Source organism: Streptomyces sp. NPDC001093 (assembly GCF_040298985.1).
Lineage (GTDB): Bacteria > Actinomycetota > Actinomycetes > Streptomycetales > Streptomycetaceae > Streptomyces.
In genome coordinates this window covers 42395-63881 of record NZ_JBEPBF010000022.1, presented here as the reverse complement: position 1 = coordinate 63881, position 21487 = coordinate 42395, and the positions used below count along the sequence as shown (strand labels likewise).

The following is a 21487-nucleotide window of genomic DNA, read 5'->3' as shown; positions in this document are numbered from 1 at the left end:
ACGGTCGTATCCATGACCATTGTCACGACCGGTAAGGCCACTTTCTCCGCCACCCCGTCCGACAAGGGTGTCGGCCCGCTGCTGCGCGCCTGGCGGGAGCGGCGCCGGGTCTCCCAGCTGGAGCTGGCGCTGCGCGCCGACTCCTCGGCCCGGCACATCAGCTTCATCGAGACCGGCCGGTCCCGGCCGAGCGAGGAGATGGTGCTGCGGCTCGCCGAGCATCTCGACGTGCCGGTGCGCGAGCGCAACGCGCTGCTGCTGGCGGCCGGTTACGCCCCGCACTACCCGGAGACCCCGCTCGGCGACCCGGCGCTGGACGCGTTGCGCGACGGCATGGAGCGTCTCATCCAGGGCTACGAGCCCTATCCGGCGCTGGTGGTCGACGCCGGGTACACGGTGGTCACCGCGAACCGGGGCATCATGATGCTGCTGGACGGGGTGCCGGAGACGCTGATGTCGTCGCCGAACGCGATGCGGCTGACCCTGCATCCGGAGGGTCTCGCACCGCGCATCCGCAATCTGCGCGAGTGGCGCGGGCATCTGCTGGCGCAGATGGAGCGGCAGATCGCCCTGCAGCGCTCGGACCGACTGCGCGCCCTGTACGAGGAGGTGGCCGCGTACCCGGTGCCCGAGGACGCGCCGGGTGACGAACCCGCCGAGCCCGTCCCGTACTTCGCGCTGCCGATGCTCATCGAGCACGACGGCCGGGTCCTGTCGTTCGTGTCGTCGATCTCCACGTTCAACACGCCGATGGACGTCACGGTCGCCGAACTCGCCATCGAGACGTTCCTGCCCGCGGACCCGGCGACGGCCAAGTACCTGCACGGGCTGGCCGGTTGACCCCTCCCCTGCGGTACTCGTCGCCTCGGACCGGTGTGCGAGAGGGGATCACATGGCAGACTGCCCGCGTACTTCGGCGCGTAGGGGAGGGCGTGGCGTGAGTGAGCGGCGGGCTGCGCCCACCGTGGGCCAGGTGGTGCTCGGTAAACGGTTGCAGGAACTGCGCGAGGCGTCGGGCCTCGGTCGGGAGGAGGCCGCCAAGGTCCTCAGGGTGGCGTCGGCGACCGTACGGCGGATGGAGATGGCCGAGGTCGCGCTGAAGATCCCGTACGTGCAGGTGCTGCTGGACACCTACGGGGTGCCCGAGGAGGAGGCTGCCGCGTTCGTGCGGCTGGCCGAGGAGGCGAACCAGCCGGGCTGGTGGCAGCGGTTCCACGACGTGCTCCCGGACTGGTTCAGCCTGTACGTCAGCCTGGAGGGCGCCGCCCGGATCATCCGCTCCTACGAGCCGCACTTCATACCCGGTCTGCTGCAGACGGAGGACTACGCCCGGGCGGTGCTGGAGGCCGGGACGATCGGGCAGACCTCGCCGCAGTCCGTGGAGCGGCATGTGTCGCTGCGCATGGAGCGGCAGCGGCTGCTGGAGCGGGACGACCCGCCCCACCTCTGGGTGATCATGGACGAGACGGTGCTGCGACGCCCGGTGAGCATGCGCGGCGAGGTGATGCGCGAGCAGCTGGAGAAGCTGCTGGAGTACGCCGAGCGGGACCGGGTCACCCTCCAGCTCGCCGAGTTCGCGGCGGGCCCGCATCCGGGGACGTACGCGCCGTTCACGCTGTTCCGCTTCGCCGAACCGGAGCTGCCGGACATGGTGTTCACCGAGTACCTGACCGGCGCCCTGTACCTGGACTCCCGCCGCGAGGTGTCCGCGCATCTGGAGGTGCTGGACCACATGACGGCCCGCGCCGCGTCGGCACAGCGCACTCAGGCCCTGCTGCGGGAGTTCCGCACGACCTTGTGACGCCACGTCCGACCGATTCCTCTGGGGGAAACAGCCGTATGACCGCACGCGATGCCACGCCCACGCCGATCGACACCAGCCGTCCGCACCCCGCCCGGGTGTACGACTGGTGGCTGGGCGGCAAGGACAACTACCCGGTGGACGAGGAACTGGCGCGGAGGATCCTCGCCGTGGACGGCACGGTGGTGCGCGGGGCGCGGGCCAACCGGCGGTTCATGCACCGGGCCGTCCGTACGGCGGCCGAGTCCGGGGTACGGCAGTTCCTCGACATCGGGACCGGTATCCCGACCGAGCCCAACCTGCACCAGGTCGCCCAGGGCGTGGCCCCGGAGTCCAGGGTGGTGTACGCGGACAACGACCCGATCGTGCTCCGGCACGCCGAGGCCCTGCTGCGCAGTGCCGCCGAGGGCAGCACCGACTACGTCCACGCCGATGTCCGCGATCCCGAGACCATCCTGGAGCTCGCGGGCGAGTCCCTCGACTTCGGCCGCCCGGTCGCCCTGTCCCTGGTCGCGCTCACCCACTACCTGGGTGAGCAGGAGGACGACGTGTTCGGGCTGGTCGAGCGGTACGTCGACGCGCTCGCCCCCGGCAGTTTCCTGATCCTTTCCCAGGTCACCCAGGACCTCAGCCCCGAGGGCGTGGCCAGGGCGGCCGAGCTGTTCCGCAGGAGCGGCACGCCGTTCCACCCCCGCACGCTGCCCGAGTTCCACCGCTTCTTCGACGGCCTGGAACTGCTCGGTCCCGGCGTCATCCCGGTGTACGGCTGGCGCCCGGACCCGGTGGACGTGGCGGCCCAGGCGGAGGGCGTCGTGCCGGTGTACGCGGGGGTGGCGGTCAAGCGCTGACCGCCCCGCCTCCACTGGTGTGTGTGCCGCCGTACGCCCCCGGCCGGGCAGGCAGGCGTCAGGCGGCTCCGCCCTTGCCGTCGTGTTCGTCGTCCACGATCTCCGCGTCGACCACGCCCTCCGTGTCGGCCGGGGTCTCGTTCTCCTGCGTGGTCCCGCCGGCGGAGGCGGACGCGTACATGGCCTGCCCCATCTTCTGGCTGACGGTGGCGAGTTTCTCCACGCCGGTGCGCAGGGCGGTGGTGTCGGCGTTCTGTTCCAGCAGGGTCTTCAGTTCCGCCGCGGCCGTCTCGACCTCGCCGCGCGTGTCGGCGGGGACGCGGTCGTGGTTGTCGCGGATGAACTTCTCGGTCTGGTAGACGAGTTGCTCGGCCTGGTTGCGGGTCTCGGCGGCCTCGCGGCGCTTGCGGTCCTCCTCGGCGTACTGTTCGGCCTCCCGCATCATGCGGTCGATGTCGTCCTTGGGAAGCGCCGAACCACCGGTGACGGTCATCTTCTGCTCGCGTCCCGTCGCCAGGTCCTTCGCGGAGACGTGCATGATCCCGTTGGCGTCGATGTCGAAGGCCACCTCGATCTGCGGCACGCCGCGCGGGGCGGGCGGCAGGCCGGTGAGGTCGAAGACGCCGAGCTTCTTGTTGTACGCGGCGATCTCGCGTTCGCCCTGGTAGACCTGGATGCCGACCGAGGGCTGGTTGTCGGTGGCGGTGGTGAAGATCTCCGAACGGCGCGTCGGGATCGTGGTGTTGCGTTCGATCAGCTTGGTCATGATGCCGCCCTTGGTCTCGATGCCCAGGGACAGCGGGGTGACGTCGAGCAGCAGGACGTCCTTGACGTCGCCGCGCAGCACGCCGGCCTGCAGGGCGGCGCCGACGGCGACCACCTCGTCGGGGTTGACGCCCTTGTGCGGATCCTTGCCGGTGAGGTCGCGCACCAGGTCGGTGACGGCGGGCATGCGGGTGGAGCCGCCGACCAGGATGACGTGGTCGATCGCGGACAGCTGGATCCCGGCGTCCTGCACGGCCTGGTGGAACGGCTTCTTGCAGCGGTCCAGCAGATCGGCGGTCAGCTCCTGGAGCTGGGCCCGGGTCAGCTTCTCCTCCAGGTGCAGCGGGCCCTCGGCGGAGGCGGTGATGTAGGGCAGGTTGATCGAGGTCTCCGAGGACGACGACAGCTCGATCTTGGCCTTCTCGGCGGCCTCGCGCAGCCGCTGGACCGCCATCTTGTCGGCGCCGAGATCGATGCCGTAACTCCCCTTGAACCGCTTCACCAGGTACTCGACGATCCGCTGGTCCCAGTCGTCGCCGCCGAGGTGGGTGTCGCCGTTGGTGGCCTTCACCTCGATGACGCCGTCGCCGATCTCCAGCAGGGACACGTCGAAGGTGCCGCCGCCGAGGTCGAAGACCAGGACCGTCTGTTCGTCGCCCCTGTCCAGGCCGTAGGCGAGGGCGGCGGCCGTCGGCTCGTTGATGATCCTGAGCACCTTCAGGCCCGCGATCTCGCCGGCCTCCTTGGTGGCCTGCCGCTGGGCGTCGTCGAAGTACGCCGGTACGGTGATCACCGCGTCCGTGACGTCCTCGCCGAGGTAGGCCTCCGCGTCCCGCTTCAGTTTCTGCAGCACCCGCGCGGACAGCTCCTGCGCCCGCAGACGGCTGCCGTCGATGGAGCCCTGCTCCGGAAAACGCCAGGAAGCGTCTCCCATGTGCCGTTTCACCGAGCGGGCGGTGCGCTCCACGTTGGTCACGGCCTGCCGCTTGGCGACCTCGCCGACCAGCACCTCCCCGTTCTTCGCGAACGCCACCACGGACGGCGTGGTGCGCGCACCCTCCGCGTTGGTGACGACGGTGGGCTCGCCGCCCTCCAGGACGGCCACCACCGAGTTCGTCGTCCCGAGATCGATCCCGACCGCACGTGCCATGGTCCGTCCCCTTCCGCCCGGGCGCCTGCCGCACTCCCAGCACAGGACGTGCCCGCGACGCTGTCAATGGCCGGGTACCCGCACACGGCGATGCCGCGCCCCTGGAGCGGGACGCGGCATCCGGGACCGTACGGGCGTCAGGCCAGCTCGGCCGTCAGGGTGATCGTCGTACCGGCCAGGGCCTGGCTGACCGGGCAGTTCTTCTTGGCCTCCTCGGCGGCCGAGGCGAAGCCCTCCGCGTCCAGGCCGGGCACCTCGCCGCGCACGGTGAGGTGGATGCCGGTGATGCCCTCACCGGGCTGGAAGGTCACGTCGGCCTTGGTCTGCAGCCGGGTGGGCGGGGTGCCGGCACCGGCCAGGGCGTGCGAGAGGGCCATGGAGAAGCAGCTGGAGTGAGCGCCGGCGATCAGCTCCTCGGGGCTGGTCTTCCCGTTCGCGTCCTGGGAGCGCGAGGCCCACGTGACCGGCTGCTCGCCGATGCCGGAGGAGTCGAAGGTGACGACGCCGTTGCCCTCGAGCAGGTTGCCTTCCCAGACGGTGTGCGCGGTGCGCGTGGTGGCCACGATGATTCCTTTCGCGTCGGGTCCCGTGACGTGAGATCCCGTTACGGGGGTTTTCCGTGCTCCTATCCGATCACATCCGGGCTCATCTCACTCTGAAGACCGGCCCACGCGGCGTGAACGGGAGGTGACTTCCCTGCGGGATCAGATAGGCGTGCTCACGGCGCACCCGCAGCACGTCGCACCAGCCGTCGGTGATGACCAGCACCGGTGCGGCGGGCGGGAAGTCCTCGGCCCGGTGCAGCAGGTCGATGCCGGGCTGCAGGACCGTGCCGCCGCGCCCGTGCACCCGTACCCGGCCCGCGATCTCGGTGGCCGGGAGATAGCCGGCGTCGTGCGGGGCCGCGTCGCAGAACACCACGCGGGCGGCCGGTACGTCCCGGGCCTCGGCGTAGGAGGCGATCGCGCCGAGCGCCTTGCCGAGCAGGGTGCGGCTCATCGAGCCGGAGGTGTCGAGGACCACCCCGAAGGTGCAGCGCGCGACCTCCTCGGGCGGGAACCAGCGGCCCGCGCGCGGGATGCCGGGGGTGGACGCCTGTCGGCGGGCGGGGCGGGCGAAGGACCGTACGGGCTCCGGGCGGGGCACGAACTCGTCGAACCAGCGGGCGAGTTGTGCGTCCCAGGGCAGCGGTGGATGGCTGAGCGCGCGGATCTCCTCGACCAGGCCGCCGGGCAGGAAGCCGCGCTCCTGGGCCTGGTGCAGATCGAGACCGCGGCTGAGGCCGCGCCGGTAGAACTCGTCCAGATCCACGTACTCGCCGGGCTGCCCCAGCGGGGCGCCGAGGATGTCGCCGGTGCCCTTGCCGCGCAGGGTGGCCAGGCGGCGGATGCGGCGCAGGTCGCCGGCGATGCGGTCGTAGACCTCCTCGGCGGACAGGCCGGCCAGCCGCGGGTCGTGCAGCAGGCCCTCCGGCATGGTGCCGACCCGCATCTCGACCAGCCAGCCGTTGATGACGTAGTCGCAGGCGACATTGAAGAGGAAGGGGTCGCGGGGGCCGCAGCGGTCGCCGTGGCGGAGGGCGGCGTGCAGCATCTCGTGGGCGAGGACGAACCGCCACTCCTCGGCGTCGAAGGTGCGCAGCGGGTTGATGTAGATCTCGCCGGCCTCGGGGTTCACGGCGGCGATCTGGATGCCGTGGGCGCGGGCGAGTTCGGCGTCGGCGACCAGTTCGATGCCGGCGGCGATGCCGCCGAGCAGCGGGTAGGAGGAGACGAACCAGCTCAGGGCGCGCTCCCAGGGGCGCTGTGGGACCCGCTCACCGTCGAGTGAGTCCCGGCGGCCGCCGGCCATGTCCATCGCGGCGGACACGGTCCGGGTCAGCGCGGTGGCGAAGGCCAGCTGCCGGTCCGGGACGGGGCGCTGCCAGGCGTGCCATTCGGTGAGCACCTGGTCGGGTGCGTCGCCGGCGGTGCCGCAGCGCTCGTAGGCGGGCGGCAGGCCGTGGGCCCGCCAGCGCGCGGCGAGCCGCTCCTCGTCCCCGTCGGGGTAGCTCGCCGGGAGGTCCTCGGGGGTGGTGCCGATGGGGAAACCGAGTAGAAAACGGTTCACCACGACACAGCGGGCGGCGAGGTCGTAGCGGTCGGGCTGCTCGCGCGGGCCCTTGGCGGCCGGGAGGTGCCCGAAGCCGAGGTGGAGGGCGGCGTGGGCGAGCGCCCAGGCCCAGGCGCCCGGCTCGGCGAGCCGGTCGGGGCGGGCGTGCACGGTGGCGTCGGAGTCGACGACGAGCAGCCCGTCGCGCGGGGCACGGGTGCAGGTCTCGCTGCGGCAGGTGCCGAAGTCGACGGCGGCGAGGGCGGGGTTGGCGCGCAGCAGCCGCATGCCCTCGGCGAACGCCTCGCCGGCGAGGTCGCGCTTCTTCTCCGGTCCGGTCTTCTTCGGGCCGGTCTTCTTCGGGCCGTTCCTCTGCCCGGTGCGGCTCACCGCCGGGCCTCCACCAGGCGGGGCATGTCGCGGGCGGCCTCGACCAGGAACCACGAGGGCAGCACCGGGTTGCCGTCGGAGTCCGCGGCGATGACGGTCTGGGCGACCTCCACGGAGATCTCGGCGAGCTGCACCAGCAGCGACTTGGCGCGGTAGGCGATCTGCCGGCCGTTCGCCGACATGTGCTCCTTGCCGGCGGGCAGTTCCTTGACGAGCCGGCCGCGGAACGACTCGGCGAGGTAGTACAGCAGGTCGCGGTCCTGCACGCGGTGCGGCCAGCGGGCGTCGCCCTTGAGGATCGCCTCGATGCCGAACCGGCTGCGCACGACCTTCACGTAACCGCAGAACGCGGTCGCGTGCGCGGGCGTGAGCGTGCCGTGCGCGAGGACGGTCAGGGTCGGCTCGTCCAGGTCGGGGCCGAAGGAGTGCAGGGCGTCGGAGAGCATGTGCCAGGAGCGGGGCGTGGAAAACGGTTCCTCGGTTTTCGGCGGCTTGGACCACAGGTGGTCCGGCCGGTCGGTGAGGTGGTCCAGGATCCACGGGTGGATGCCGTGGGCGGCGGCCCAGGCCAGCCAGTCCGTGGCGGAGACCTCCAGATGGACGTGGGCGAGCCGGTTGACCAGGGCGGAGGCCAGCGGCCGGGCGAGCGCGTTGTCCGTCGCCCGGTTCCCGGCACCGATGACGATGGACCCCGCGGGCAGCTCATAGTTTCCGATGCGGCGGTCGAGGATCAGCGAGTAGAACGCCTTCTGCACATCCGGGGTGGCCGCGTTGAGCTCGTCCAGGAACAGGCAGTACGGCTCGTCCCGGGCGATCGTCTCCGGCGGGCAGAACACCGACCGCCCGTCGCGGATCTGCGGCACGCCGATCAGGTCCTCGGGGGCGAGCTGCGTACCGAGCAGGCTCACACACTCGAGGCCCAGTGAGTCGGCGAACTCCCGCACCAGGGACGACTTTCCGATGCCGGGGGCGCCCCAGAGGAACACGGGCCGGACGGTGGCGAGACCGAGGAGGAGTTCGGGGACACGGGCGGGAGTGACGGTGACGGCAGCCTGCAAGGCGGAGCTTCCTCAGGGGAGTTCGAGTCATGTACGACGCGAACAGTGTCGGTGTCCGGCCGGCCCGGCGCAGCCGATTTTCAGGCGGCCCGCTCGTCCTGGGTGCCGTCGACGCCGGTGTCATCGGTTCCGGTGCTGTCGGTACCGGTGCCGTCGGTGAGCGGGACCTGGGGGCCGTCGAGCTCGCCCAGCCAGCGGCGCAGCACCTGGTGCACCCGCTCGGCGCCGGTCAGTTCCTCCCCGCCGTCGACCGGTGCGGACAACTCCAGCGGCGAGAGCAGGAACGGGTGGGACTGGGCGCCGCCGAGGCCGCCGTGGGAGCCGATCTGCTCCTCGAAGGCGAGGACCTCGCCGTCGGCGGGGTCGAGGGCGGAGTTCACCATGATGTCGGCGGTGTGCGGGAAGGAGTGGGTACGGCGCACCGCGTCGGCGGCGCCGGGGCCGAACCGGGCCAGCGGGCCGGGCTGGTCGTCGAGCTCGGCCAGCGGGATCTCGGCGCCGTGGGCACCGAGCACCACGCCGTCGTGTTCCGTGCTGCGCACCAGCAGGAAGCCGATGCCGGGGTGGTTGGCGAGGGTGGTCAGCAGGGCGGGGTGACGGGCGTCGATCTCCTCCTTGGTCATGCGGTGGGGCACGTCCGGGAAGGAGACCAGGCCGAGGTTGCCGGAGGCCAGCACGATCGGCTCGGAGCCGCGGACGGGGCGCCGCTGCCCCTCCTTCTCCTCCACGGGCCGGCGCAGCGCGGCCCGGACGGCGGCACGGGCCTCGGCACCACTGTGCGTGCCCTCGGCCCGGCGCGGCACGGGCAGCCCGCACCCGGCCCGCACCAGGTCGCCGAGGGTGAGTCCGTAGCGGGAGCGAAAGGTCTCACCCGGGCTCTGCCCGTGGTCGGAGAGGACGACGATGCGGTACGGGCGGGGCGCGTGCTCGGCGACCCGCTGCAGGAGGGCGAGGGCGCGGTCGAGGCGCTGCAGCACCTTCTCGGCGTCCCGGCTGCGCGGTCCGGAGTGGTGGGCGACCTCGTCGTAGGCGACGAGATCGGCGTAGACGGCGGTGCGCCCGGCGAGCATGTCGCCCATCACCGCGGCGACGACGACGTCCCGTTCGACGACGGTGGCGAAGGCACGGACGAGCGGGTAGAGCCCGCCGCGGCTCACCCGGGGGCGCTGCCTGCGGATCCAGGCGCGGGTGGACTGGCCGATCTCGCGGACCACCTCGGCGACGAAGGACAGGGCGGTGCGGACGGCGCCCGCGGGATCGGAGAAGTACGCGAAGTAGCCTGCGCGGGAACGGTTCTCCCGGCCCCGGCGGCGGGCCGCGATGGACAGCACGAGGGCCTGTTCGCCGGCGCCGCCGCTGAAGAGGTTGCCGCGGCTGGCGCCGTCCACGGTGAGCAGTCCGCCGTCACGGGTGTGCCGTATGGCGCGGCGCTGCAACTCGGCGGCGCTCGTGGGGCGGTTGCACACCATCACCTCCCCGCGGTCCTTCTCGTACCACCGGAAGGCGGGCACGTCGAAGGTGCTGCCGTGGAGTATGCCGAGCTGGCTGGCACCGGTCTGGCTGGACCAGTCGGTGCGCCAGGGGGTGAGGCGGTGGGTGGGCCGGGGGACGTCGTCGCCGGTCGGCCGCAGGCCGCCCAACCCCAGCCAGCCCGCGACCGTGGGCATCACCCCCTTGCGGACCGCGTCCTCGAGGACGTCGTGGCCGACGCCGTCAAGCTGGACGAGGAGCAGTCCGGGGGTGGTGGGGCAGGGCGGGTCGGATCTGCGGCGGCGGGCGGCGAGTCGGTGCAGACGGCGCCGGTAGGTCTCGTCGTCGCGTACGGCGAGGGCGGCGCCGGTGGCGGAGGCCACGGCGGACATCACCGCGGCCACGATGACGGCGGTCTCGGGGGCGGCCTCGCCGCGGCCGGAGGGGTTGATGCGCAGGGCGAGCAGCAGCAGGGAGCCGTTGAGGAAGAAGACCAACAGGCCCAGCACGAGGGCGGGTACGAGCAGCAGGAGCCGGACCAGGAGCGGCCACACCACGGCCGACAGCACGCCGAAGGCGCCCGCGCCGCAGGCGGCGGTGACGGCTATGCGGGTCGCGCTGTCGCCGTCGGCGGACTGGAGCCGGAAGTCGGGCAGGAGTGCGGCGAGGACCAGCATGGTGAGGGTGGAGACCGCCCATACGGCGGTGCTCCGACCGATCTGACTGGCGATCCGCCGCCACCGCACGCCTCGCACGCCCCGCACACCTCACGTCCCGGCCCGTTCGACGCCGGGGCCTCGCTCCACCTTGTCACACGGGCCCGATGCCAGGGTTTTCCGACGGGTTGCGGGCCGCCGACCGCCCGGTGCCGGGCTGATCGCGTTGTCAGACCCCCCTGTCATCATCCCGGCATGCTCTACGAAGCCTCGATGACCGCATCCCGCCGGAACGCCCCGCCCGACGACGCGCGATCCGCCGCCCTAGCCCCTGTCCGCCGGCCCGTCGGCCTGCCGGGGTGTCAGCGGCCCGGGTTCCGGCGGGCCATGGGGCACGAGCAGGTCAGGAGGGGTGCCTGATGGAGCTCGCGGCACGGCTGATGTGCGCGCTGACCGACCCGGAGTTCCCCCTGGAGGACGGGGACACGAGCCCGGATCTGTCGCGGGTCTCCGACGAGGAGCTCGGCAGCCTGCTGGTGGCCGCCCACCGGGTGGCCGCCACGGCCCCGCGGGGAGTGGCGTCGGTCCGCTTCGCGGTCGAGGACGCGGCCCGGGAACGGCGTCCGCGCTACACGCCGGACGCGTGCCGGCGCATGTTCGAGGTACTCGTCGAGCAGTACGAGGAGCGCGGATGGGCGAACCTGAACCAGGCCCTGGACGCGCTGGAGCACTGCACCGAGCCACTGCCCGACATCTCCGAACAGGCCCGCGCCCTGGTCGCGTTCTGGCTGGAGAAGGACACCGCGCGGCAGCCGTACGCGCTCCTCGCGATCGCGGGGCACGGCGGCGACGACACCCTGCGCACGGCCGTGGAGCGCCTCTCGCGTGACGTGGGCCCCATCGTCGCGGACGAGATCGCCGTCGTCGCCGGGCTTCCCCCGGCCGAACAGACGCTGCTGTCCGGGATCGACCGGGACCACAGGTTCGTGTCGCCGGTCGCGCACGCGTGGCGCAGATCGGCGGACAACCCCGCCTACGTGGCGTTCACGCGCCGCGCGCTGGAGGCGGCGGCCGACCGCACCGACGCCATCCGGCGCGGCGAGATCCCCTACCGGGCGGACAAGGCGTTCACGGACCGGGAGATCACCACGCTGGGCCAGGCCCTGCGCGTGGCGCTGCTGCGCGACGAGCCCTGGCTGCCGGAGCTGTTCGAGCGGCTGCTGCCCGGCATCTCCCTCGCCCCGACGGCGGCGAGGACGCTTCCCTCGCAGGCCCTGCTGTACGAGGTGGTCCGCGCCGCGCAGGACTTCCCGACGCCCGAGCTGGTGACCGCGATCCGCACGGTGCGCCGGACCGTCCGGCACGCCGGGGTGCCCAAGCAGCTCGACAAGATGCTCAAGAAGGTCGACACGGCCCTGGCGGAACGCACCGATGTGGCGCTCCGGCTGCCGGGACTGGGCTTCGAGACCGCATCCGTCGGCGGTTCAGCCCCGGTCGGCGTCCTGCGCCGCACGGCCGGCGACTACCAGGCCGTCATCACGGTCGCCGAATCCGCCACGCTGACCTGGGAGAAGGACGGCCGCCCGCTGCGCAGCCTCCCGGCGCCGGTCCGCCGCGACCACGCCCCCCTGGTCAGGGAACTGCGCGACCTGGTGAAGCGGGTGAACGCCCAACTCGTCACTCTCGTACGCGCGTTGGAGGGTGGCTTCACCGTCGACGCCGTTCATCCCTACGGCTGGTGGCGCACCGGACTGGCAGGGCACCCGTTCGCCGGGACCCTGGTGCGCCGGCTGATCTGGGAGATCGAGGTCGCCCCGGGCGAGTGGCAGGCCGTGCTGCCCGAGACGCAGGAGCGCCTTCCCGACGCGCCCGAGGACGCCTCCGTACGGCTGTGGCACCCGCTGCGCTCCGACCCGCCCGCCGTACGGGCCTGGCGGGACCTGCTCACCGAGCGGCGCATACGGCAGCCCTTCAAGCAGGCGTTCCGCGAGATCTACCTCCTGACGCCGGCCGAGGAGCAGACCCGCGTCTACTCCAACCGCTTCGCCGCCCACCTGGTCCGCTACCGCAGGATGTTCGCCCTGTTCCGGGCCCGGGGCTGGAAGAGCGACCTGCTCGGCCCGTGGGACGGCGGGGACGGCGACGAGGCCGAGCGCACCCTCGCGGGCGGACAGTGGCGGGTTCGCTTCTTCCACAGCTGGGCCGACTGGGCGGGCGACGACGAACTGGCCTCCACCGACCGGGTGTGCTTCGACCGCCTGGTGGCGGGCGCCTGGCGTGAGGCCCCGCTCGCCGACGTGCCCCCGCTGGTCTTCAGCGAGGCGATGCGGGACGTGGATCTCTTCGTCGGCGTGACCTCGATCGCCGCCGACCCCGACTGGACCGACGGCGGCCCGGGGCGCACCTACTGGGAGCGGGCCTCCTTCGGCGCCCTGACGGAGAGCGCCGAGGCGCGCCGGGACGCCCTGGAACGAATCCTGCCCCGCCTGAAGATCGCCGACCGGTGCACGCTCGACGGCCGCTTCCTGAGCGTCCGAGGCGATCTGCGCACCTACAGAATCCATCTGGGCTCGTCCAACATCCTGATGGAACCGGACGACAGCTACCTGTGCATCGTCCCGGCCCGGCCTCCGAAGGACGGCACGGTGTTCCTGCCGTTCGAGGACGACCGGCTCTCCCTGATCCTCAGCAAGGCGTTCCTGCTCGCCGCCGACACGAAGATCACCGACCGGACCATTCTCACGCAGATCGAGCGAGGTGCCCGATGGCCACAGTGACGTTCCGGGACGAGACCGCGGCGGGCAGGGCGCTCAGCGAGTGGGAGGTGGCCGGGCTGCCGGACCGGATGACCGTACGGGAGCTGATCGGACTCCGGGTCCAGGAGGAGGTCGCCCGGTACAACGCCCGTCCCGGCAACCGGTTCACCGGCCTCGTGCGCCCCACCGACGCCGAGATCGAGCTCAACGGCTACCGCCTGCGCGAGCCCCGCCGTATCGACTGGGAGCGCCAGGCCGAGATCGCCGAGCGCGCCTTCCTGGCCAACGGGTTCTTCGTGCTGGCCGGCGACCGCCAGGTCGAGGATCTCGACGAGGTCGTGGATCTCACGGCTGATCCCGACCTGGTCTTCATCAAGCTCGTCGCCCTCGTCGGCGGCTGAAGGGGAGGGCGCTGAACCCGGCGGACCCTAGCGGCCGTCGTAGCCGGCCGTCGGCATGGACAGCCGGCGGTGCACGCGGGCTTTCATCTGCGCGTCGTACGACGGCTCGGCCCGCCCGACGGTCTCCACGCGCACGCCCCGGCGCGCGCACTCGGCGGTGAACGCCTCGACCGAGGAGAGAGCGCGCCGGAGCACACGCAGGCTGGGCGCGACGAACACGTCCACTCCCGGCCGGACGCCGTCCCACAGTGCGCCGTGGTCGAAGCGCAGCCCGCCGACGAGCAGTTCCCGGGCGATCACGTACCCGCGTTCGGCGGCCCAGCGGGCGCACATGGCGTGCTGGCTACGGGAGTCGACGAGGAAGGGGTCCGCTTCCAGTTCCTCCAGCGGGGTCAGGCTGGCGATCGCGATGACCCGCACCAGCGCGGGCGCGGGCGTCTCGGAGGTACCCCGCAGCTGTCCCATGGCGTCCCCCTCACCTCCGGGTTTCGCCGCCGACCCTACTCCTGCCCGTAGGCTTCGGGGAGTCGCGTGAAGGAGGCGAAGAGGGTGCCGGTGGAGATCACCTGGTGGGGCCACGCCACCTGCACCGTCCAGGACGCGAACACACGGGTGCTCACCGATCCTCTGTTCGCCCGCCGGCTCGCGCATCTGCGGCGGCGCCGGGGTGCCGTGCCGCCGGCGGAGGCCCGGCGCGCGGACGTGGTGCTGGTCTCGCATCTGCACGCCGACCATCTGCATCTGCCCTCGCTGGCGGACCTCGCCCCGGGCACGCGCCTGCTCGTGCCCCGGGGCGCACCACACGCGGTGCCTGGTCTGCGCCGGCTGCGCCGGCTGCGGGTCGTGGAAGTGGTGCCCGGAGACGTGGTGCGGATCGACGAGCTGCTGGTACGGGTGGTTCCGGCGCTGCACGACGGACGGCGGCTGCCGGTGGGCCCGCACCGCTCGCCCGCGCTCGGCTATGTCGTGGAGGGAGAGGCGCGGACGTACTTCGCCGGGGACACCGGGCTGTTCGACGCGATGGCCGAGCGGGTCGGGCCGGTGGACGTGGCGCTGCTGCCGGTGGGCGGCTGGGGGCCGTATCTCGGTGAGGGGCATCTGGACGCGGGACGGGCGGCGCGGGCGCTGGCGCGGCTGGCGCCGCGGGCGGCGGTGCCGGTGCACTACGGGACGTACTGGCCGATCGGGATGGACGCGGTGCGCCCGCACGAGTTCCATGCGCCGGGCGACGAGTTCGTGCGGCTGGCGGCGGTCACGGCGCCGGGGGTGGCGGTGCACAGGCTGGGGCACGGCGAGAGTGTGCGGCTGGAGGTCGCTCGGTGAGGTGGCCGGCCTCCATGGCGGTGCTGGCCGCCGCCTCCACCACGTCGACGGTGCCACCGGAGTCGACGCAGCAGGCGATCGGGTATCCGTCACTGTTCCTGCTGGTTCTGATCGGGGCGCTGGTGCCGGTGGTGCCGACCGGGGCGCTGGTGAGTTCGGCCGCGGTGGTGGCGTTCCATCAGACGGCGCCGTTCTCGCTGGCGCTGGTGTTCGTGACGGCGTCGCTGGCGGCGTTCCTGGGGGATGCGGCGCTGTACTGGCTGGGGCGGCGCGGGATGCGGTCGCGCAACGGGTCACGGTGGCTGGAGGCGATACGGTCGCGGGCGCCGGAGGCGCGGCTGGCGTCGGCGAGGGAGAAGTTGGCCGGGCATGGGATTGCCGTACTGGTGTTGTCCCGGCTCGTCCCTGCCGGGCGGATACCGGTGATGTCGGCCTGCCTGATGGCCGACTGGCCGTTGCGGCGGTTCGTGCGGGGGAACTTTCCGGCGTGTCTGGCGTGGGCGGCCACGTATCAGGTCATCGGTGTTCTGGGGGGTTCGTTGTTCAGGGAGCCGTGGGAGGGGGTTGCGGTCGCGGTCGCGCTGACCGTCTTGATCAGCGCGCTGCCGGGTGTGGTGCGGCGGGTTCGGTAGCGCCGTCTCAGAGCGGTTGTGCGGGGACCGCGGGTGCGTCCGCGGGCGCTTCAGTCCAGCACCCTCGACGCCCCCACCGGCAGGTCCCACAGGTCTTCCCGGTCCAGCCCCGCCTTCTCCCACGCCGCCCGTATCCTCCGGAGCGGTTCCAGGACGGGCTCTGCCGAGAGGATGAAGGTGCCCCAGTGCATGGGGGCCATGCGGCGGGCGCCGGCGTCGAGGGTGGCCTGGACCGCTTCCTCGGGGTCGCAGTGGACGTCGCTGAGCCACCAGCGGGGGTCGTAGGCGCCGATGGGCATGAGGGCGAGGTCGATGCCGGGATAGCGGCGGCCGATGCGGGAGAACCAGTGGCCGTAACCGGTGTCGCCGGCGAAGTAGAGACGCTGTCCGTCGGCGTCGGTGAGCACCCACCCGCCCCAGAGGCTGTGGCAGGTGTCGGTGAGGGTGCGCTTGGACCAGTGGTGGGCGGGGACGAAGTCGAAGCGGACACCGGACAGTTCGGCGCCCTCCCACCAGTCCAGCTCGGTGACGCGGGTGAAGCGGCGGCGGCGGAACCAGCGGCCGAGGCCGGCCGGCACGAACACCGGGGTGTCCCGCGGGAGCCGGCGCAGGGTCGGGGCGTCCAGGTGGTCGTAGTGGTTGTGGCTGATGACGACGGCGTCGACGCGGGGCAGGGCGTCCCAGGGGACGCCGACGGGGGTGATACGGGCCGGGGTGCCGAGGATGCGGCGGGACCAGACGGGGTCGGTGAGCACGGTCAGCCCGCCGATCCGCAGGACCCAGCTGGCGTGTCCGGCCCAGGTGACGGCGAGGGTGCGGGTGTCGACGCGGGGCAGCGGGGCGGGAGCGCAGGGGAGCCGGGGGATGTCCGCGAGGCCTGCGGCGCCGGGGCGCACGGCGCCTTCGCGGGCGAAGCGGGCGAGGGCCTTGAGGCCGGGCAGGGGGGCGGTGAGCCGGTCGTGGAAGGTGCGTGGCCACACACGGTGTTCGCCGAGGGGGCGGGGCTCGGCCAGCGGGGGGAACGGGGGTGCCAGGGGGGCCGGGGTGCCGGTGGGGCGCGTCGGTGGGGTCCGTGCGGTCGCCGTTGCCCTCGCAGCCGTGGTCGTCGTGGCCGTCGTGGCCGTCGTGGCCGTCGTGGCCGATCCGGGCTCGTTCGTCTCGGGATCGTGCGTCTGCTGCGTCATCGAGGGGACTCCCATCGCTGAGCGTCGTCGCGGAGATCGTCGAGGACCGACGTCAAGGAGATCAACGCGCGTTGCACATGCGGCAGTTCCAACGGCGCGGGCGCGGTGAGGCATTCCGCGCGTTCCTCGTCGTCGCCGCCCAGCAGGGGGCCGGTGGCGAGTCGTACGCGCAGCGCCCCGAGGTCGTCGCCGAAGCGGTGACCGCCGGGCGCGGGCATGCCGAGCCGGGCGGTCAGGAGGTCCTCCAACTCCTGTGCGTCGCCGACGCCTTGTTCGGCGAGGGGTTCGCGCAGCGGGCCGAGGTCGGCGTACAGGTGGCGGCCGGCCTGCGGGGGGCGGGCGAGCGCGCCGGCCGCGACGACGGCGGCGTGCGCGGCGGCGGCCACGCGCGCGTGCAGCCGTACGGCGGCCTCGCGGCGCTCGGTGACGGGCGGGGGTTCGTCGAGGGCGTAGCCGGCCGCGGCGGCGACGGGTGCGGCGATGTGGGCGCCGAGCCCGGTGAGGATGTCGAGCACGCGCGCGTGGAGCTGCCCGCCGGGTCCGGTGGCCGGGAAGCGGGCGACGGCCGCGGGCCAGCCGGCCGGCAGCAGCGATCCGGCGAGGTCGGTGACGACGGTGACCCGGTCGGGCCGCATCTCGGCGGGGCTGAGCAGCACGGTGTCGTGGGGGTCGTGCAGGGTGTCGCGCCAGGTCTCGTCGCTGACCAGGTGCAGCCCTTCGGCGGTGGCGGCCTCGACGGTCTCGTGCAGCAGTTCGGGCGGGGCGACGGTGGCGGTCGGGTCGTCGGCGACGGACAGCACGAGCAGCCGCGGGTCACCGCCCTCGGCGCGGACCCGGCGGACGGTCTCCAGCAGCGCGTAGGGGTCGGGGACGCCGCCGCTCTCGGCGGGGGTGGGCACGTGGTAGGCGGGCCGGCCGAGCACCCGGGCGTACGGCGCCCACCAGGCGGCGCAGGGGCGCGGTACGAGCACGTCGGCGCCGTCTCCGGCGAGCGCGACGGTGAGGGCGAGCAGCAGGGCCGGGGCGCCGGGGCCGGCGGCCACCTGGTCGGGGACGGTGGGCAGTCCGCGCCGGGTCCAGTAGCCGCAGGCCGCTTCCAGGAGGACGGGGGCGCCGCCGACGGGCTGGGCGTCGGCGCGGCTCGCCGCCGCGGCGAGCACGGCCATGAGTTCGGGCAGCACGGGGAGGCCGTCGCCGGGCAGGGGCGGGCCGTAGCGGACCGGGCCGTGGCCCTCGGGGTCCGTCCGCCGCATGTCCGCCTCCGCGCGGTCCTGGTGCCGTGTGCCGCCGGTCCGGGCCGGGCGGCCGGGACGGGCGGACTGGGTCGTCGTGGGCTGCTGGTTGGGGCGTGGGTGGTGGGTCGTGGGGTGGGTGCGTCCGTGGCCTGCCTTGTCGCTTGCGATGGGTGGGGGCCGCCTGCCGGCGTCCACGGGAGGGTGTGTACCCGCCGGGCGGCACTCCATGGGGGTGACGGGCGTCGCCCCGGTCACTCGTCCGTGGACCGGCCTCCCGCGACGCGCCAACGACCGTACAGCCGGTAGCCGGCTCCGCCGCAGGCCGCGGCGATGAGGGCGGCGCCGGCGGCGAGGGCCGGGACCGAGTCGGTGAAGCTGCCTCCCGTGCCCGCCTCGACTCCGTGCTGCACGGTGGGCGGGCCGCAGTCGTCGGCACCGGGGCCCTGCCGCCCGTCGGAGTCGCCGCAGACGTGACCGGGGAGGCAGGGTTCGTCGTGGCCCTGCGCGCACCGGTGGCCGTCGTCCGAGCAGACCTCCCCCGGCTTGCACCCCGAACCCGTACCACCCGAGCACGCCTCCCCCGGCTTACAGCTCGCACCAGCCGCACAAGCCTCCCCCGGCTTGCACGCCGCACCACCCGCGCACGCCTCTCCCGGCTTACACCCCGAGCCCGCACCACCCGCGCACGCCTCCCCCGGCTTACACCCCGAGCCCGCACCGCTCGGGCTCGGGCAGGACTCCGGGCTGTGGCAGGCGGTGGCGTCCTGGCAGGGCTCGCCGGCCCGGCACGGGGCGTCGGAGCCGACGCCCATCGGGACGGTGGAGCCGACGCCCACCGGAGCGGTGGAGCCGACGCCCATCGGGACGGTGGAGCCGACGCCCACCGGAGCGTCGGGGCCGACGCCCACCGGGACGGTGGAGCCGACGCCCACCGGAGCGGTGGAGCCGACGCCCATCGGAGCGGTGGTGAGGGTCGGGAACGGGGTGCCGGGGACCGCGTCGGCGGCGGAGGCGGCGGGCCCGGCCAGGGCTAGCACGGCCCCGGCGACGAAGGCGACGGACAGGGCACGGGCGGTGCGGCGCATGGGACGGGCTCCTGACACGGCGGATCGGTCGGCGGTGGTGGTACGCCGGACGCCGGTGCGTACTGGCGGGACGCGGTCACGTCGGGCACCGGTACGGCGGCGCGGGGGCGCTGCCCCACGGCGTCTCGGGTACGGGGCACGGGCGTGCCCTCGCTGCCATGACAGCCCGCCCGGCGGCGCGGCGCGCGCGGCCGGACCCCATTCGCGGGACGGGCACGCCCGGCCGGGTGACAAACGGCGGCCGCCGCGGTTTCCGGCTCCGCGCCCGCGCCGACGGGCCCGAGCGTCCCGTGTCCGTGCCCGGAGAGGTTTTCCGTCCCCTGGGCAGGTGACTCGGTATGCGCTGACCGGATCGTCCGCTTCGCACTCACCCGCACCGGGGAGGTCATCCATGAGCACCAAGGTCGCCGACCAGATCCTCGAGCGCCTGCGCGCCTGGGGCGTGGAACAGGTCTTCGGCTATCCGGGCGACGGCATCAACGGACTGCTGGCCGCATGGGGCCGGGCCGAGGACCGGCCGCGGTTCATCCAGTCCCGGCACGAGGAGATGTCCGCGTTCGAGGCGGTCGGATACGCCAAGTTCAGCGGTCGTATCGGAGTGTGCGCGGCGACGTCGGGACCCGGCGCCATCCATCTGCTCAACGGTCTGTACGACGCCAAGCTCGACCACGTGCCCGTGCTGGCGATCGTCGGCCAGACCGACCGGACCGCGATGGGCGGCTCCTACCAGCAGGAAGTCGATCTGCACACGCTGTACAAGGACGTCGCCTCGGACTTCGTGGAGACGGTGACCGTGCCCGAGCAGTTGCCGAACGTGCTGGACCGGGCGATCCGCACCGCCTGCGCCCGGCGCTGCCCGACCGCCCTGATCATCCCCGGTGACGTGCAGGAACTGGACTACGCCCCGCCGACGCACGAGTTCAAGATGGTGCCCTCCAGCATGGGCATGAGCGAGTACACCATGACCCCGACGGACGAGGCGCTGCGCCGGGCGGCGGACGTGCTGAACGCGGGGCGCAAGGTGGCGATCCTGGTGGGCCAGGGCGCGGCCGGTGCGGTCCCGGAGGTGCAGGAGATCGCCGAGCTGCTCGGCGCGGGCGTGGCCAAGGCGCTGCTCGGCAAGGACGTCCTCAGCGACGAACTGCCGTACGTCACCGGGCCGATCGGGCTGCTGGGCAGCCGGCCGTCGTACGAGATGATGCGGGACTGCGACACCCTGCTGACGATCGGTTCGTCGTTCCCCTACACGCAGTTCATGCCGGACTTCGGCAGGGCGCGCGGCGTGCAGATCGAGATCGACCCGCACATGATCGGAATGCGCTACCCGTACGAGGTGAACCTCGTCGGTGACGCGCAGGCGACGCTGCGCCGGCTGATCCCGCTGCTGAACAGCGACCGGGGCGGGCGCGAGTGGTACGACACGGTGTGCGCGAACGTACGGCGCTGGCACGAGACGATGGAGCGGCGGGCCGGTCTGTCGGCCGATCCGATCAATCCCGAGTACGTGGCCCGGGCGCTGGATCCGCTGCTGCCGGAGAACGCGATCCTCACCTCCGACTCCGGTTCGGTCGCCAACTGGTACGCGCGGCACATCACGATGCGGCCGGGCATGCGCGGTTCGCTGTCCGGGACGCTGGCGACGATGGGGCCGGGTGTGCCGTACGCGATCGGCGCGAAGTTCGCGCATCCGGACCGGCCGGTGTTCGCGCTGGTCGGCGATGGCGCGATGCAGATGAACGGCCTGGCGGAGATGATCACGGCGGCGAAGTACCGGGACCGCTGGTCGGATCCGCGGCTGGTGGTGGGCGTGTGGAACAACCAGGACCTGAACCAGGTGACCTGGGAGATGCGGGCCATGGAGGGCGCCCCGTCGTTCCTGCCGTCGCAGGCGATCCCCGACGTGCAGTACGCGGCGTTCGCCCGCTCGCTGGGTCTGACCGGCGTCCGGGTGGAGAAGCCGGAGGACGTGGAGGCGGGCTGGCGGGCGGCTCTGGAGGCCGACGGGCCGTGCGTGATCGAGTTCCTCACCGATCCCGCGGTACCGCCGATCCCGCCGCACGCGACCTGGGAGCAGATGGAGGCGACGGCGGCGTCGATCCTGAAGGGGGATGCCGACCGCGGGTCGGTGGTCAAGCAGGGCTTCAAGGCGAAGGTGCAGGAGTTCCTGCCCGGCAGGGACAAGGGCGAGCACCCTGGAGGTTGCCATGCAGCGAGGCAGTGACCGGCTGAACGTCCACCGGGACGACGAGATGAAACACGAGCTGAAGGGCCTGCTGAGGTCCGGGCATCCGACGCGCGTGGAGGAGTGGCACGATCCGGAACCGGCCGCGGACGACGACCCTGAGGTGTGGAGCGGGCCTGTGGGCGGCCTGGGTTCGCCGGCGTCGCTGGAGCGGGTGCGGTCGGAGTTGGCCCGCGCCCTGAACCGGGGTTCGTTCCCGGCGACCGCCCGTGACCTGGCCGGGATGCTGCGCCGGCACAACGCGCCGACCGCACTGGTCGACGGGGTGGCCGGCCTGCCCCACTCGGCGCGCTACGAGAACGTGCAGCAGCTCGCCGAGGCGCTGACGGGCGGCGCATGAGCCGTTGCCGGGCGGCCGGCATCGCCGCGGGTGCCGGCCGTGGCGTCGACGCCGACGTGA

At 73.1% G+C, this 21487-nt stretch carries 18 protein-coding genes; 9 read left to right on the top strand and 9 right to left on the bottom strand.

All coding sequences use genetic code 11. The features are described 5' to 3' along the window. The first annotated feature begins 12 nt into the window (after nt 1–12). From ABT288_RS14160 to ABT288_RS14150, 3 genes are all read left to right on the top strand, one after another. Nucleotides 13–840 (top strand): helix-turn-helix domain-containing protein, encoded by an 828-nt coding sequence (locus ABT288_RS14160; RefSeq protein WP_351606590.1) that lies wholly within the window; start codon nt 13–15, stop codon nt 838–840. A gap of 97 nt (nt 841–937) precedes the next feature. Next, complete coding sequence (locus ABT288_RS14155; RefSeq protein ID WP_351606587.1) at nt 938–1801, top strand: Sco1979 family transcriptional regulator; 864 nt, start codon at nt 938–940, stop codon at nt 1799–1801. 38 nt (nt 1802–1839) lie between these two features. Continuing rightward, entirely contained in the window at nt 1840–2649 is an 810-nt protein-coding gene (locus tag ABT288_RS14150; protein WP_351606584.1) for an SAM-dependent methyltransferase, read from the top strand. A gap of 58 nt (nt 2650–2707) precedes the next feature. On the opposite strand, the gene dnaK is transcribed toward ABT288_RS14150, so the two are convergent. From dnaK to ABT288_RS14125, 5 genes are all read right to left on the bottom strand, one after another. Beyond that, a complete protein-coding gene (gene dnaK / locus ABT288_RS14145; RefSeq protein WP_351606582.1) occupies nt 2708–4564 on the bottom strand; it encodes a molecular chaperone DnaK in 1857 nt (618 codons plus the stop codon). Nucleotides 4565–4701: 137 nt separating this feature from the next. Then, nucleotides 4702–5127, bottom strand: a complete 426-nt coding sequence (locus tag ABT288_RS14140) for an OsmC family protein (protein ID WP_351606579.1) — start codon at nt 5125–5127, stop codon at nt 4702–4704. 82 nt (nt 5128–5209) lie between these two features. Further along, on the bottom strand, nt 5210–6943 hold the full coding sequence (locus ABT288_RS14135; protein ID WP_351606668.1) for a vWA domain-containing protein: 1734 nt from the start codon (nt 6941–6943) through the stop codon (nt 5210–5212). A 98-nt stretch (nt 6944–7041) separates the two neighbouring features. Next, complete coding sequence (locus ABT288_RS14130) at nt 7042–8103, bottom strand: ATP-binding protein (RefSeq protein ID WP_351606577.1); 1062 nt, start codon at nt 8101–8103, stop codon at nt 7042–7044. Nucleotides 8104–8183: 80 nt separating this feature from the next. Then, entirely contained in the window at nt 8184–10328 is a 2145-nt protein-coding gene (locus tag ABT288_RS14125) for a phage holin family protein (RefSeq protein ID WP_351606575.1), read from the bottom strand. Between the two features lie 320 nt (nt 10329–10648). On the opposite strand from ABT288_RS14125, the gene ABT288_RS14120 reads away from it, so the two are divergent. Then, nucleotides 10649–13006 (top strand): DUF4132 domain-containing protein, encoded by a 2358-nt coding sequence (locus ABT288_RS14120; RefSeq protein WP_351606573.1) that lies wholly within the window; start codon nt 10649–10651, stop codon nt 13004–13006. Next, nucleotides 12994–13386 carry a hypothetical protein gene (locus ABT288_RS14115; protein ID WP_351606571.1) on the top strand — a complete coding sequence of 131 codons (393 nt, stop codon included), beginning with the start codon at nt 12994–12996 and terminating at the stop codon, nt 13384–13386. The genes ABT288_RS14120 and ABT288_RS14115 overlap by 13 nt, the downstream gene beginning before the upstream one ends. Before the next feature lie 27 nt (nt 13387–13413). Here ABT288_RS14115 and ABT288_RS14110 read toward each other — a convergent pair whose 3' ends face one another. Continuing rightward, nucleotides 13414–13851, bottom strand: coding sequence for a hypothetical protein (locus ABT288_RS14110; protein ID WP_351606569.1), 438 nt, complete (start codon nt 13849–13851; stop codon nt 13414–13416). An 84-nt stretch (nt 13852–13935) separates the two neighbouring features. Here ABT288_RS14110 and ABT288_RS14105 point away from each other — a divergent pair, with 84 nt between their 5' ends. After that, nucleotides 13936–14709 (top strand): MBL fold metallo-hydrolase, encoded by a 774-nt coding sequence (locus ABT288_RS14105; protein WP_351606665.1) that lies wholly within the window; start codon nt 13936–13938, stop codon nt 14707–14709. Nucleotides 14710–14723: 14 nt separating this feature from the next. Beyond that, nucleotides 14724–15341 carry a DedA family protein gene (locus ABT288_RS14100; RefSeq protein WP_351606567.1) on the top strand — a complete coding sequence of 206 codons (618 nt, stop codon included), beginning with the start codon at nt 14724–14726 and terminating at the stop codon, nt 15339–15341. A 50-nt stretch (nt 15342–15391) separates the two neighbouring features. Here the strand turns inward: ABT288_RS14100 and ABT288_RS14095 are convergent, their stop codons facing one another. The 3 genes from ABT288_RS14095 to ABT288_RS14085 form a co-directional block, all read right to left on the bottom strand. Next, nucleotides 15392–16525 carry an MBL fold metallo-hydrolase gene (locus ABT288_RS14095; RefSeq protein WP_351606564.1) on the bottom strand — a complete coding sequence of 378 codons (1134 nt, stop codon included), beginning with the start codon at nt 16523–16525 and terminating at the stop codon, nt 15392–15394. Then, on the bottom strand, nt 16522–17778 hold the full coding sequence (locus ABT288_RS14090) for an aminotransferase class I/II-fold pyridoxal phosphate-dependent enzyme (RefSeq protein WP_351606663.1): 1257 nt from the start codon (nt 17776–17778) through the stop codon (nt 16522–16524). The genes ABT288_RS14095 and ABT288_RS14090 overlap by 4 nt, the downstream gene beginning before the upstream one ends. A gap of 233 nt (nt 17779–18011) precedes the next feature. Continuing rightward, nucleotides 18012–18845 carry a hypothetical protein gene (locus ABT288_RS14085; protein WP_351606561.1) on the bottom strand — a complete coding sequence of 278 codons (834 nt, stop codon included), beginning with the start codon at nt 18843–18845 and terminating at the stop codon, nt 18012–18014. Between the two features lie 391 nt (nt 18846–19236). Between ABT288_RS14085 and ABT288_RS14080 the strand changes: the two genes are divergently transcribed. Beyond that, the gene (locus ABT288_RS14080) at nt 19237–21066 is read left to right on the top strand and encodes a thiamine pyrophosphate-requiring protein (RefSeq protein ID WP_351606558.1); all 1830 of its coding nucleotides are present in this window, start codon (nt 19237–19239) and stop codon (nt 21064–21066) included. After that, entirely contained in the window at nt 21050–21427 is a 378-nt protein-coding gene (locus ABT288_RS14075; RefSeq protein ID WP_351606555.1) for a DUF2795 domain-containing protein, read from the top strand. The genes ABT288_RS14080 and ABT288_RS14075 overlap by 17 nt, the downstream gene beginning before the upstream one ends. Nucleotides 21428–21487: the final 60 nt, after the last annotated feature.

Bases quoted from the DNA above. Each gene is read 5' to 3' on its own strand.
- ABT288_RS14160 (WP_351606590.1), top strand. From the start codon at position 13: ATGACCATTGTCACGACCGGTAAGGCCACTTTCTCCGCCACCCCGTCC.
- ABT288_RS14150 (WP_351606584.1), top strand. From the start codon at position 1,840: ATGACCGCACGCGATGCCACGCCCACGCCGATCGACACCAGCCGTCCG.
- dnaK (WP_351606582.1), bottom strand. From the start codon at position 4,564: ATGGCACGTGCGGTCGGGATCGATCTCGGGACGACGAACTCGGTGGTG.
- ABT288_RS14135 (WP_351606668.1), bottom strand. From the start codon at position 6,943: ATGCGGCTGCTGCGCGCCAACCCCGCCCTCGCCGCCGTCGACTTCGGC.
- ABT288_RS14120 (WP_351606573.1), top strand. From the start codon at position 10,649: ATGGAGCTCGCGGCACGGCTGATGTGCGCGCTGACCGACCCGGAGTTC.
- ABT288_RS14115 (WP_351606571.1), top strand. From the start codon at position 12,994: ATGGCCACAGTGACGTTCCGGGACGAGACCGCGGCGGGCAGGGCGCTC.
- ABT288_RS14110 (WP_351606569.1), bottom strand. From the start codon at position 13,851: ATGGGACAGCTGCGGGGTACCTCCGAGACGCCCGCGCCCGCGCTGGTG.
- ABT288_RS14100 (WP_351606567.1), top strand. From the start codon at position 14,724: ATGGCGGTGCTGGCCGCCGCCTCCACCACGTCGACGGTGCCACCGGAG.
- ABT288_RS14095 (WP_351606564.1), bottom strand. From the start codon at position 16,525: ATGACGCAGCAGACGCACGATCCCGAGACGAACGAGCCCGGATCGGCC.
- ABT288_RS14090 (WP_351606663.1), bottom strand. From the start codon at position 17,778: ATGCGGCGGACGGACCCCGAGGGCCACGGCCCGGTCCGCTACGGCCCG.
- ABT288_RS14085 (WP_351606561.1), bottom strand. From the start codon at position 18,845: ATGCGCCGCACCGCCCGTGCCCTGTCCGTCGCCTTCGTCGCCGGGGCC.
- ABT288_RS14080 (WP_351606558.1), top strand. From the start codon at position 19,237: ATGAGCACCAAGGTCGCCGACCAGATCCTCGAGCGCCTGCGCGCCTGG.
- ABT288_RS14075 (WP_351606555.1), top strand. From the start codon at position 21,050: ATGCAGCGAGGCAGTGACCGGCTGAACGTCCACCGGGACGACGAGATG.